Below are 10,027 nucleotides of genomic sequence, written 5' to 3' on the forward strand. Positions count from 1 at the left end.
CCGACACGGAACCCGAAACCCTCTTTCCCACAACGCCCGCAAGCGCCCATCCAGAATTCCTGTAACAAATCACGGGGTCGCCTTCCCTGTAGGCCCCGTCCTCATTTCTGAGAAGTAAAATGTCCGCGTTTTTACCTATATTGCCGTAGGGAAAAACCGGTAGTATTTTTGATCTCTTTGAAAATTGATTTTTAAAAGCGTCTTCCAGGCTTTTGTATTTATCCAATTCCTGTTTGAGCTGGGCGATAATATAGTCCTTTTCAAATAATTCCTGTTGAGAGGCGCGGAACCTTCTGTCCATATCGGCCAGATTAAAAAATTTACCGGGGAAAGAAGAAAGGTTTAAAAGCGCCTCGCGGCTCTTTGCGTACGGGGTGTAATATATGTACTTGGTTAAAAGCCGCAACTGCTGCGTTTGTCTCGCCGGAACGATAAAACACAGCACGGCTGAAAGCAGGAGAAAGACAATAAAAAAAAGCTTTCCCTGCCGGCCGTCATGCATATTCCTTCTGGGCTCTCTTTATTTCCTCAAGAGTTTCAAGGTATTTGCCGGCGCCCAGAGCCACGCACACCAGAGGATCCGGCGCGCGCCGCACTGGAAGATATGTTTCCTGCTGTATAAGATTCTCAAAGCCTTTAAGCAGTGATCCGCCGCCGGCGAGAACAATACCGTTTTCCACAAGGTCGGACGATAGCTCGGCGGGCGTCTCTTCGAGCGTGGCTTTTATGGCGTCCACTATGCGTTTTACCGGAACAGACAGCGCCTGCCTTATATTCTGCGAACTCACCTCTATGGTTTTGGGAAGGCCCGAAACCTGATCGCGGCCTTTCACGTTCATTTTTAATTCATCCTCAAGGGGAAAAGCCGATCCCACATTTATTTTTGTCTGTTCGGCCGTGCCCTCGCCTATGAGAAGATTGTGCTTTTTTTTGAAAAAATCTTCTATGGCCTCGTCCATCGCGTCTCCGCCGACCCTGATCGAACGCGATATCACCATCTCTCCTAAGGATATCACCGCCATTTCCGTAGTACCGCCACCAATATCAACTATCATTCTGCCGGACGGCTCGGCGATTGGCATATCGCTACCTATGGCCGCTGCCTTCGGCTCCTCTATCAGATGCACCTCTCTGGCGCCGGCGCCCTCGGCCGCTTCCTTAACGGCTCGTCTCTCAACCTGCGTTATGCCTGAAGGTACGCCTATAACAACACGCGGCCTGAGAAAGCTGAAATTTGTCTGGGCCTTCTTGATAAATCTGGCTATCATGCGCTCTGTGGCATCGAAATCGGCTATCACGCCGTTTTTCAGAGGCCTCAAAGCTATAATGCTGGCCGGGGTGCGGCCGAGCATACGCTTGGCCTCGACGCCCACGGCTATCACCCTGTCATGAGCGGTGTCTATCGCCACAACGGAAGGCTCCTGAAGAACAATGCCGCGGCCCTTCACATAAACCAGAGTGTTGGAAGTTCCCAGATCCATGCCTATGTCATTATTAAAAAGACCTCTTAAAAATTCTGTCACTTTACTCATTAGGACTCACTCCTTCTCAAACTTTATTTAACAAATTCTATTCTGCAGATTTCAGCGGCGTCGCCCTGTCGATTACCCAGACGGATTATCCTCGTGTAACCGCCGGGCCTGTCCTTATACCTGACACCCAGCTCTTTAAAGAGCTTATCCATCGCCTCGCGCGATTTTATGTGCCGCGCGGCCTGACGCCTCGGATGTATGCCGGATCCCTTAGCGGTCGTTATGAGTTTCTCCACGAAACCTCTGAGAAACTTGGCCCTTGAGACAGTCGTTTCTATCTGCTCGTTCATTATCATGGCTTCCGCCATACCTCTCATCATACTAAGCCCGTGAGCGGCGTTCACTTTTAAATTTTTCATTTTAAAGAAACCTCTATTCCTTCTTTTTTTGCGAACTCCTTAAGCGCTTTTTTTAATTCCGACAGGGACTTCGGCCCGAAATTCGGAAAAGTGCCGAATTCTTTCTCGCTGTACTGCAGGAGCTCCTTCACAACAGATATTTTTTTCGTCCGCAGGCTGTTCAGTATCCTTGTGGAAACCCCCAGCACCTCTATAGACTGGTCAAGGGCGTCAGTGTTTTTTGCGGTTGAAGCGTCGCCGGACTCTTCCTCAGCTTCGACGGGCTTAACAAAAACTTCAGCGCATTTTCTCATGATGCCCGCACTTTTTTTCAGCGCGTCTTCGGGAGAAACAGTACCGTCCGTTTTGATCTCAAGTATCAGCTTGTCAAAATTCGTCACTCTCTTGACCCTCGTGTTCTCAACCGTGTAGGACACCCTTTTTACAGGAGAATAATCCGCGTCCATCGGCACAAAACCCATATCAACGCTCTCTGATCGGGCTTCAACAGGCACGAATCCTATCCCTTTTGTGACCTCTATGTCAACAGTCATTTTCTTCGGTTTATCCTGGGTGAAAAGGTAAACATCCGGATTGGCCAGCTCAACGCCGGAAACCAGTTCTATATCCTTGCCTGTCACCGGACCTTTTGATGAAGTTGTAAGCGTCAAAATAACTTTTTCATCATTGGCCATTGAAAACCTCAATTTTTTAAAGTTGAGTACGATCTCCGCCACATCCTCGTTCACGCCGAAAACAGAGGAAAATTCGTGCTGGACCCCCGATATTTTTATACCGCTGACCGCGGCCCCCGCCACGGAAGAAAGCAATATTCGCCTGAGCGAATTTCCCAGCGTATAGCCGAACCCCCTCTCAAAAGGCGCTATGGTGAAACTTCCGTAGCTGTCCGTCGCCGTCGCCTCGTCCAGGACATATCCTTCGGGTATTATAAATTCTTTCATTTTTCCTCCTTACCTTGAATAGAATTCTACTATAAGACGGTGGTCTATTCCTGCCTGAATCAAATCTTCAGAAGTAATATCTCTGTCAATTGAGCCCGTCATCGTATCTTTTTCCAGCTTCAGCCAATCCGGTATATTTTTGGACCCGCTGTGTTCCAGCGATTTTTTAACAGAATCTATTTTTTTGCCTTTTTCGGTAAAACTGATCTTGTCACCGGTTTTGAGTTCCCGCGATGGTATATTGCACACCCTCCCGTTCACCTTGACAAACCTGTGACCCACGATCTGCCTGGCCTGCGGAAGGCTGGATGTCATTGTCAGTCTGTAAATCACATTATCAAGACGGCGGCTGAGGGCACTGAGAAGATTTTCTCCTTTAATGCCTTTTTTGCGGGACACATCGTTGAACACTTTTCTCAACTGTTTTTCCCCCAACCCGAACAGTATTCTGGATTTCTGTTTTTCCTGAAGATGTATGGCGTATTCGGATTTCTGTTTCCGAAAAGTTTTCGTTCCGCCTTTGCCGGCGGGAGTTTCTTTCCCCGCAGGGCACTTATCCGACCAGCAGCGGTCTCCCTTTAAATAAAGTTTCTCTCCGTATTTTTTACAGAGTTTGCATTTAGGACCCGTATATTTTGACATTCTCTATTCCCCCTTACACTCTTCTCTTTTTTTTCGGCCTGCATCCGTTATGCGGGATGGGCGTGATATCTCTCACGGAAGAAACCCTTATACCAGCGCCCTGAACGGATCTGAGAGCCGATTCCCTGCCGGAACCGGGGCCGTTTACAAAAACGTCCACTCTTTCCATCCCCATTTCTCTGGCTTTCTGCGAGGCGGTTGCGGCCACAACCCCGGAAGCGTAAGTTGTGCCTTTCCTGGCACCCTTAAAACCATTAGCTCCGGCGGATGATGACGCGATAACATTCCCTTTCATATCCGTCACCGTCACTATCGTGTTGTTGTAGCTGGTCAGAACATAAATCTTGCCTTCCTTCACATGAATTTTTCTTTTCTTTGTCGCTGTTGTAGCCATTTATATTACCCCTTCTTCGGCGCTTCTTTTTTTGACGCCATCACGGTTTTCTTTTTGCCCTTTCTCGTGCGCGCGTTGGTCTTTGTACGCTGGCCGCGCACGGGCAGGCCCTTTCTGTGCCTGATGCCGCGGTAACATCCTATCTCCATGAGCTGTTTGATGTTGCCCTGCACCTCCCGGCGCAAATCACCTTCAACCTGATAATTTTCGTTTATTATTTTCTGGATCTTCGCCACTTCCGCATCTGACAGATCTTTTATTCTTTTGGAAGCGTCAATGCCGGACGCTTCAATTATAGCCAGGGCCGTGGTCTTGCCGACGCCGTAAACATAGCTTAAACCCACCGCGAGTTTTTTATTCAGCGGTAATTCAATTCCTGAAATCCTTGCCATACAATATCCCCCTGTCACCGCCCCAGCGGTATTTCTTTCAGCCCTGCCTCTGCTTGTGCTTGGGGTTCTCGCATATAACCCTCACGACGCCTTTTCTTTTGACGACCTTGCACTTATTACAGATAGGTTTCACCGATGCTTTAACTTTCATTGATCCTCTCCCTGATTGCGGTTCGCGTTCTCCCTGAAAACTATTCTTCCCTTGGTGAGATCATAAGGCGAAAGCTCCACCTTCACCCTGTCTCCCGGGAGAATTTTTATATAATGCCTTCTTATTTTTCCGGATATATGTGCCAGCACCTCGTGAGCTTCGTCAAGCTGCACCTTAAAAACAGCGTTACCCAGTGCCTTAACGACCATCCCGTTCATTTCTATTTTTTCTTCTTTTGTCATGATGTAAAAACCTCAGGTTCTCCGTCAAGGAGCGCGACCGTGTGCTCAAAATGGGCGGAAAGGTTTCCGTCAGAAGTACGCGCGGTCCATCCGTTATCATCTATTTTCACTTCCCAGCTCCCGGCGTTTATCATGGGCTCAATAGCGAACACCATGCCGTTTTTGAGCTCAGGCCCTGTGCCGGGGCGGCCGTAGTTCAGGATTTGCGGCTCCTCGTGAAGCTCCAGCCCTATGCCGTGGCCTGTAAACTGCCTGACAACAGAGAAACCGTTTTTTTCCGCAAACGACGCTATGGCGTGCGATATATCGCCGAGACGATTTCCCTCTTTAAACTGCTCTATCCCCTTCCGGAGAGACTGCTCCGCGACATCCATTAGGTTTTGGGCAACAGAGGAGGCATTACCCGCGACAGCGCTCACGGCCATATCCGAATAATAACCGCTGAGGATAAGGCCCATGTCAACGCTGACAAGATCACCGTTCTGGATCACATAATCCCCCGGAATGCCGTGGACAACCTCGTCATTGACGGAAACGCATATGCACGAGGGAAAACCCTCGGACGTAAACGCCGGCGTTGCCTGATTGGAATATATGAATTCCTCCGCCAGGGCCGCCAGATCCGATGTTTTCCGGCCCTCTGTTATGTGCTTTCTTATCATATCGCTCATTTTTTTCAATAGTTTACAGCTTTTTCTTATCCCGTCGATCTCGGAAGCTGTTTTAATTTTTATTATCTAATGCCTCCGTTATCCGTTCAAATATCTCGGAAGGGCTTCCCGTGCCGCGGACATTTATGAGACTCTTCCTATTCTCGTAAAATTCTTTAAGAGGAGCGGTTTTGCGCGAGTACTCTTCTATTCTCTCCCTCACCGTTTCTTCCGTGTCGTCACTCCGCTGGATGAGATCCGCTCCGTCCGAGGGGCAGAGCCTGTCTTTTATATCATCTGTGTACACATTGTAGTCTTTCCCGCATGAAGGACAGGAAAATCTTCCGAGGATCCTTTTTGTCACTTCCCCGGCGTCAACATCCAGAAAGATCACGGTGTTTACTTTTTTTCCGTATTTTTCAAAAAGCCCGTCCAGCGCTTCCGCCTGAGGCACCGTCCGCGGGAATCCGTCCATAAGAAAAGAATCCTCTTTTTTTATTTTTTCCTCTATAATCTGTATCATCGTTTCATCATCGACGAGGTGCCCCGCAACCAGTGTGGCCTTCACTCTTTTTCCCAGCTCCGTGCCGGACGCGACATTATCGCGCAGGATTTCTCCGGTGCCTATATATTTCATCCCGAACGCCGCGCACACCTTCTTGGCCTGCGTGCCCTTACCGGATCCGGGAGCTCCCAAAAAAATACAAATCATTTTATGTTGAAATATCTCCCTTTAAGACGGCTCTTTTTGAGCAGTCCGTCGTAATGCCTCATGATCAGCTGGGACTCGACCTGGCCCATTGTGTCAAGCGCCACGCCCACAATAATCAGGAGCGCCGTCCCGCCGAAATAAAAAGGCATATTGAAATTCCTGAGTATCATCGGCACAATGGCTATGAAAACCACAAAAAGGGCGCCTATCAATATTATCCTGTACATCACCGTCTTTATCTTTTCCGCGGTCTGCTCGCCCGGCCTGACTCCGGGTATAAAACCGCCTGATTTTTTCAGGTTGTCTGCTATGTTTTTCGGATCGAATGTGAGAAGAGTGTAAAAATAACAGAACGCCACGATCAGCACCGTGTAAACGATGATATAAACGATGTTGCCCGGAGAAAAGAATATCTGCAGCTTTTCAAAAAGCGCGGAACCGGGGAAAAACTGGCCTATCATCAGGGGAAAACTCATAAAAGCCATAGCGAATATTACCGCTATAACTCCCGAAGACTCCACTTTCAGAGGCAGATAAGTGCTCTGGCCGCCGTACACCTTGCGCCCGACGACACGCTGCGCGTACTGTATCGGGATGCGGCGCTGGGCCTCTTCTATAAAAACGGTGAGAGCCAGTATCGCGAGCATAAAAGCCCCGATGAGAGCGAGGGCGAACAACGATATCTCATCCGTGCTGAGAAGTGAATAAGTGTTTTTAAGGCCGGACGGAAAACCCGCGACGATCCCCGTGAATATTATCAGCGATATGCCGTTTCCTATACCGGATTCCGTTATCTGCTCACCGAGCCACATGACAAGCATTGTGCCGGTGAGCATGGTGACGACCAGAAGAAGCCTGAAGCCGAAACCGGTGAACATCAAAACGGCTTCACCGCCGGGGGCTTTCATGCTCTGTATCCAGAATGTGAGTCCGAAGGCCTGCACCGAACCTATCAGGAGAGTGGCGTAGCGGGTCATTCTCGTTATCTTTTCCCTGCCCGGAGCGCCTTCTTTAGAAAGTTTCTCAAGATAGGGTATCGCCGTCTGCAGCAGCGACATAATAATTGAAGCGTTTATGTAAGGCATTATTCCCAGAGCGAAAATAGAAAGACGCTCCATGGCGCCGCCGGAGAACATATTCAAAAATCCGAGCACGCCTTCCTGCCTCGCGAAAAAGGCCTGAAGAGCCGCGGCGTTAACGCCGGGAAGAGGCACTGTTGTTCCTACCCTGTAAACAGCGAGAATAAGAAAAGTAAAACCTATTTTCCTTTTAAGATCCTGGACTTTAAAAATGTCGCCGAAAGAATTGATCATTTAGGCACGGGAGCTAAGGAACTCGCGTTGACGGGGGGCGCCTTTTCACTTTTTTTTTGAGCTGCTTTTTTCTGATTCGCGACGGTGCCGCCGGCTTCGGTTATTTTTTTCGCGGCGCCCTCGGATATATTTTCCAACAACACCTTGAAATTTTTTGTTAGTTTTCCGTTACCGAGCAATTTCACTTTGTTTTTGCCTTTGACAATGCCTTTTTTCACAAGAGCTTCAACGCTGATTTCGGCGCCGACATCAAATTTAGAGTCAAGAACGGAAAGATTCAAAATATCACATTTTTCGGCAAATCGCCTGTTTGTAAAACCTCTTTTAGGAAGTCTCCTTACAAGAGGCATCTGGCCGCCTTCAAGAAGAGGCAGATGAGTCCGGCCTCCGCGCGATTTTTCGCCCTTAAGGCCGCGGCCGTTGTATCTGCCGTGAACATGACCCCTTCGTCTCTTTTTTACTTTGGTGGCGCCGCTGTATGCAGGCAAACTGACAAATGCCATTATTTCTCCTTCTTCACGCTTCGACGGGATTTACGCTCAGGAACGCTCGATAGCGCGGGAGCGGCAGGTGTTTCAGATTCTTTGATCGAAGCAAACTCATCCATGCCCGGTATTTCTTTTTTGGAAACCTTGAGATTGACAAGACCGTCAAGCGCCGCGTATGTTACATTCATTATATTCTTGCTGCCGAGGCTTTTTGTCAGGATATCGCTTATACCGCATGCTTCGACCAGCGCGCGAACGGGGGCGCTGGCAATGATGCCTGTTCCCGGGCGGGCGGGTTTCAGCAGCACTTTGCTGCGGCAGTGCACGCCCGTTATGGTGTGCGGAATAGTACACCCCTCTTTATTTATCCTGACCATTTTCTCCTGCGCTTTTTTACTGGCCTTATCAACCGCTATGCGCACATCGGCGCCTTTGCGTTTTGCCACACCGACTTTTCCCGCGCCGTCACCGACGACACAGAGAGCCGTGAAAGACATCCTTTTGCCGCCTTTCACGACCTTTGACACTCTGGATATATCCACGGTTTTTCGTATCAGATCATCTTCTTTTTTGCGAACAAAATTCATTTTGCCTTCCTAAAACTTCAGGCCGCCTTTTCTGGCGCCCTCCGCTACCGCTTTGATCACGCCGTGATATTTGTATCCGGCCCTGTCAAACACTATCTTCTCCACTCCCAGTTTCCTGGCTTTCTCAGCTATTTCCATTCCGGCGGAGCCGGCTTCTTTTTTACTTTTGACACAGCCGGTGATAACTTTTAACTTTATATCATCCACGAGGCTGACGAACACATTCCTGTTGCTTTTGGTCACGACAATGCGGAGGGTGTCTATAATGCCCTTTTTCAACTTTTTCACCACATGCGCGTGACGGCGTTCTCTTTTTATTTTTTTAATATTCTTTGTCATTTTGCATCCCCTGACCCGGCCGCGGACTTCCCTGATTTCTTCCTGACGATCTCGCCGTCATAACGTATCCCTTTGCCTTTGTAGGGCTCAGGCGGCCGAAGAGCGCGGATTTCCGCGGCTGTTTTGCCGAGTATCTCTTTATCAAAGGAGGTCAATGTCAAAGCCGTCTTCACGGCCACGGCTTTCACTTCTTTGGGCAGCTGAAAGATCACATCACTGGAATAACCGCAGGCCACCGTAAGCTCCTGGCCTTTTACAGTAAAACCGTAACCCACACCCAATATATTCAGTTTTTTTTCAAAACCTTCATGGACGCCCTTTACCATACTGCGCACTATGGACGAGATTGTACCGAGCATCATCTTCCCGAAATTACTGTTTTCCGTTTTTTCAAAAGTGAGTTTGCCGTCGGCAGAGACAACCTTCACCACGGATGCGAATTTTTTGGTCATCTCACCCTTCGGGCCCTTGACTTTTATGCATGTGCCGCCGTCGGTCAGCTGCACTTCCACACCACTGGGTATCACAACCGGGACTTTTGCTATTCTGCTCATATCACCAGAGGTAACAAATAACCTCGCCTCCGCAATTTGCTTTTTGGGCAGCTTCTCCGTCCATAACCCCGCGGGATGTAGACATAATACATATGCCGTACCCTTCAAAAACAACAGGAATATCTTTAACCGCGGCATATTTTCTGCCGCTGAGCTTTGACACCCTCTCGGCTCCGCGCATGGCAGGTTTTTTGCCTTCATATTTCGGGAATATTCTGAAGAACCCCTGTTTGCTGTCAGTGATCTTCTTAAAATTATCAACAAACCCCTTGTTTTCCATGATCTTGAGAATATCTCCCAATATCTTGGACGCGGGGAAATCTATATATGTCTTATTTCTCAGCAAGCCATTTTTGAAAGCCGCCAAAAAATCAGCGATCGGATCCTGACTCATTCTAACACTCCCTTTAATTTTCTCATTTTCGGTTCGACTTCGTACTTCAACAAGCTCAGTATCCTGAGTGAAATCGAAGGACTCACCATTTTTGGTTCGACTTCGCTCACCATTTTACCAGCTGGCTTTCTTTATGCCCGGGATCTCGCCACGGTGGGCAAGCTCTCTGAAACAAAGCCGGCACAAACCGAAATCACGGTAATAACTTCTCGGGCGGCCGCATCTGAGACACCTGTTCTTTTCCCTGACACGGAACTTCTGCACTCTTTTTGATATTTCCATTTTGCATGTTTTAGCCATTATTTTTTAAACGGTACCCCCAACATACCAAGATACG

At 48.6% G+C, this 10,027-nt stretch carries 18 protein-coding genes; all 18 read right to left on the minus strand.

Annotated elements, in window-relative coordinates:
• Window positions 1-502, minus strand: a 502-nt coding sequence (locus FP827_09370) for a hypothetical protein (GenBank protein MBA3053275.1), incomplete at its 3' end; no start/stop codon positions are given.
• Window positions 495-1,532, minus strand: a complete 1,038-nt coding sequence (locus FP827_09375) for a rod shape-determining protein (GenBank protein ID MBA3053276.1) — start codon at window positions 1,530-1,532, stop codon at window positions 495-497. The genes FP827_09375 and FP827_09370, both read right to left, overlap by 8 nt.
• Before the next feature lie 23 nt (window positions 1,533-1,555).
• Window positions 1,556-1,891 (minus strand): 50S ribosomal protein L17, encoded by a 336-nt coding sequence (locus FP827_09380; protein ID MBA3053277.1) that lies wholly within the window; start codon window positions 1,889-1,891, stop codon window positions 1,556-1,558.
• Window positions 1,888-2,832, minus strand: a complete 945-nt coding sequence (locus FP827_09385; protein MBA3053278.1) for a DNA-directed RNA polymerase subunit alpha — start codon at window positions 2,830-2,832, stop codon at window positions 1,888-1,890. The genes FP827_09380 and FP827_09385 overlap by 4 nt, the downstream gene beginning before the upstream one ends.
• Window positions 2,833-2,841: 9 nt before the next feature.
• Window positions 2,842-3,474, minus strand: coding sequence for a 30S ribosomal protein S4 (gene rpsD / locus FP827_09390; GenBank protein ID MBA3053279.1), 633 nt, complete (start codon window positions 3,472-3,474; stop codon window positions 2,842-2,844).
• 13 nt (window positions 3,475-3,487) lie between these two features.
• The gene (gene rpsK / locus FP827_09395) at window positions 3,488-3,868 is read right to left on the minus strand and encodes a 30S ribosomal protein S11 (protein ID MBA3053280.1); all 381 of its coding nucleotides are present in this window, start codon (window positions 3,866-3,868) and stop codon (window positions 3,488-3,490) included.
• A gap of 5 nt (window positions 3,869-3,873) precedes the next feature.
• A complete protein-coding gene (gene rpsM / locus FP827_09400) occupies window positions 3,874-4,260 on the minus strand; it encodes a 30S ribosomal protein S13 (protein MBA3053281.1) in 387 nt (128 codons plus the stop codon).
• Window positions 4,261-4,297: 37 nt separating this feature from the next.
• Entirely contained in the window at window positions 4,298-4,411 is a 114-nt protein-coding gene (gene rpmJ, locus FP827_09405) for a 50S ribosomal protein L36 (protein MBA3053282.1), read from the minus strand.
• Window positions 4,408-4,653: a translation initiation factor IF-1 gene (infA, locus tag FP827_09410; protein ID MBA3053283.1), complete on the minus strand. Its 246-nt coding sequence runs from the start codon at window positions 4,651-4,653 to the stop codon at window positions 4,408-4,410. The genes rpmJ and infA overlap by 4 nt, the downstream gene beginning before the upstream one ends.
• Complete coding sequence (map, locus tag FP827_09415; GenBank protein MBA3053284.1) at window positions 4,650-5,390, minus strand: type I methionyl aminopeptidase; 741 nt, start codon at window positions 5,388-5,390, stop codon at window positions 4,650-4,652. Before map ends, infA begins: the two co-directional genes overlap by 4 nt.
• The gene (locus tag FP827_09420; GenBank protein ID MBA3053285.1) at window positions 5,377-6,015 is read right to left on the minus strand and encodes an adenylate kinase; all 639 of its coding nucleotides are present in this window, start codon (window positions 6,013-6,015) and stop codon (window positions 5,377-5,379) included. The genes map and FP827_09420 overlap by 14 nt, the downstream gene beginning before the upstream one ends.
• Complete coding sequence (gene secY, locus FP827_09425; GenBank protein MBA3053286.1) at window positions 6,012-7,328, minus strand: preprotein translocase subunit SecY; 1,317 nt, start codon at window positions 7,326-7,328, stop codon at window positions 6,012-6,014. The genes FP827_09420 and secY overlap by 4 nt, the downstream gene beginning before the upstream one ends.
• Complete coding sequence (locus FP827_09430; GenBank protein ID MBA3053287.1) at window positions 7,325-7,831, minus strand: 50S ribosomal protein L15; 507 nt, start codon at window positions 7,829-7,831, stop codon at window positions 7,325-7,327. The genes secY and FP827_09430 overlap by 4 nt, the downstream gene beginning before the upstream one ends.
• Entirely contained in the window at window positions 7,831-8,403 is a 573-nt protein-coding gene (locus FP827_09435) for a 30S ribosomal protein S5 (GenBank protein ID MBA3053288.1), read from the minus strand. The genes FP827_09430 and FP827_09435 overlap by 1 nt, the downstream gene beginning before the upstream one ends.
• Window positions 8,404-8,412: 9 nt before the next feature.
• Entirely contained in the window at window positions 8,413-8,742 is a 330-nt protein-coding gene (locus tag FP827_09440) for a 50S ribosomal protein L18 (protein ID MBA3053289.1), read from the minus strand.
• Window positions 8,739-9,296 (minus strand): 50S ribosomal protein L6, encoded by a 558-nt coding sequence (locus FP827_09445; protein MBA3053290.1) that lies wholly within the window; start codon window positions 9,294-9,296, stop codon window positions 8,739-8,741. The genes FP827_09440 and FP827_09445 overlap by 4 nt, the downstream gene beginning before the upstream one ends.
• Window position 9,297: 1 nt before the next feature.
• Complete coding sequence (rpsH, locus tag FP827_09450; GenBank protein MBA3053291.1) at window positions 9,298-9,690, minus strand: 30S ribosomal protein S8; 393 nt, start codon at window positions 9,688-9,690, stop codon at window positions 9,298-9,300.
• Window positions 9,691-9,804: 114 nt separating this feature from the next.
• Entirely contained in the window at window positions 9,805-9,990 is a 186-nt protein-coding gene (locus FP827_09455; protein ID MBA3053292.1) for a type Z 30S ribosomal protein S14, read from the minus strand.
• Window positions 9,991-10,027 lie beyond the last annotated feature (37 nt).

It is taken from the genome of Candidatus Omnitrophota bacterium (genome assembly GCA_013791745.1).
Taxonomy (GTDB): Bacteria; CG03; CG03; order CG03; family CG03; genus CG03.

What these genes read in the sequence shown, in the direction of transcription:
- FP827_09375 (MBA3053276.1), bottom strand. Translation starts at nt 1,532, where the DNA reads ATGAGTAAAGTGACAGAATTTTTAAGAGGTCTTTTTAATAATGACATA.
- FP827_09380 (MBA3053277.1), bottom strand. Translation starts at nt 1,891, where the DNA reads ATGAAAAATTTAAAAGTGAACGCCGCTCACGGGCTTAGTATGATGAGA.
- FP827_09385 (MBA3053278.1), bottom strand. Translation starts at nt 2,832, where the DNA reads ATGAAAGAATTTATAATACCCGAAGGATATGTCCTGGACGAGGCGACG.
- rpsD (MBA3053279.1), bottom strand. Translation starts at nt 3,474, where the DNA reads ATGTCAAAATATACGGGTCCTAAATGCAAACTCTGTAAAAAATACGGA.
- rpsK (MBA3053280.1), bottom strand. Translation starts at nt 3,868, where the DNA reads ATGGCTACAACAGCGACAAAGAAAAGAAAAATTCATGTGAAGGAAGGC.
- rpsM (MBA3053281.1), bottom strand. Translation starts at nt 4,260, where the DNA reads ATGGCAAGGATTTCAGGAATTGAATTACCGCTGAATAAAAAACTCGCG.
- rpmJ (MBA3053282.1), bottom strand. Translation starts at nt 4,411, where the DNA reads ATGAAAGTTAAAGCATCGGTGAAACCTATCTGTAATAAGTGCAAGGTC.
- infA (MBA3053283.1), bottom strand. Translation starts at nt 4,653, where the DNA reads ATGACAAAAGAAGAAAAAATAGAAATGAACGGGATGGTCGTTAAGGCA.
- FP827_09420 (MBA3053285.1), bottom strand. Translation starts at nt 6,015, where the DNA reads ATGATTTGTATTTTTTTGGGAGCTCCCGGATCCGGTAAGGGCACGCAG.
- secY (MBA3053286.1), bottom strand. Translation starts at nt 7,328, where the DNA reads ATGATCAATTCTTTCGGCGACATTTTTAAAGTCCAGGATCTTAAAAGG.
- FP827_09430 (MBA3053287.1), bottom strand. Translation starts at nt 7,831, where the DNA reads ATGGCATTTGTCAGTTTGCCTGCATACAGCGGCGCCACCAAAGTAAAA.
- FP827_09435 (MBA3053288.1), bottom strand. Translation starts at nt 8,403, where the DNA reads ATGAATTTTGTTCGCAAAAAAGAAGATGATCTGATACGAAAAACCGTG.
- FP827_09440 (MBA3053289.1), bottom strand. Translation starts at nt 8,742, where the DNA reads ATGACAAAGAATATTAAAAAAATAAAAAGAGAACGCCGTCACGCGCAT.
- FP827_09445 (MBA3053290.1), bottom strand. Translation starts at nt 9,296, where the DNA reads ATGAGCAGAATAGCAAAAGTCCCGGTTGTGATACCCAGTGGTGTGGAA.
- rpsH (MBA3053291.1), bottom strand. Translation starts at nt 9,690, where the DNA reads ATGAGTCAGGATCCGATCGCTGATTTTTTGGCGGCTTTCAAAAATGGC.
- FP827_09455 (MBA3053292.1), bottom strand. Translation starts at nt 9,990, where the DNA reads ATGGCTAAAACATGCAAAATGGAAATATCAAAAAGAGTGCAGAAGTTC.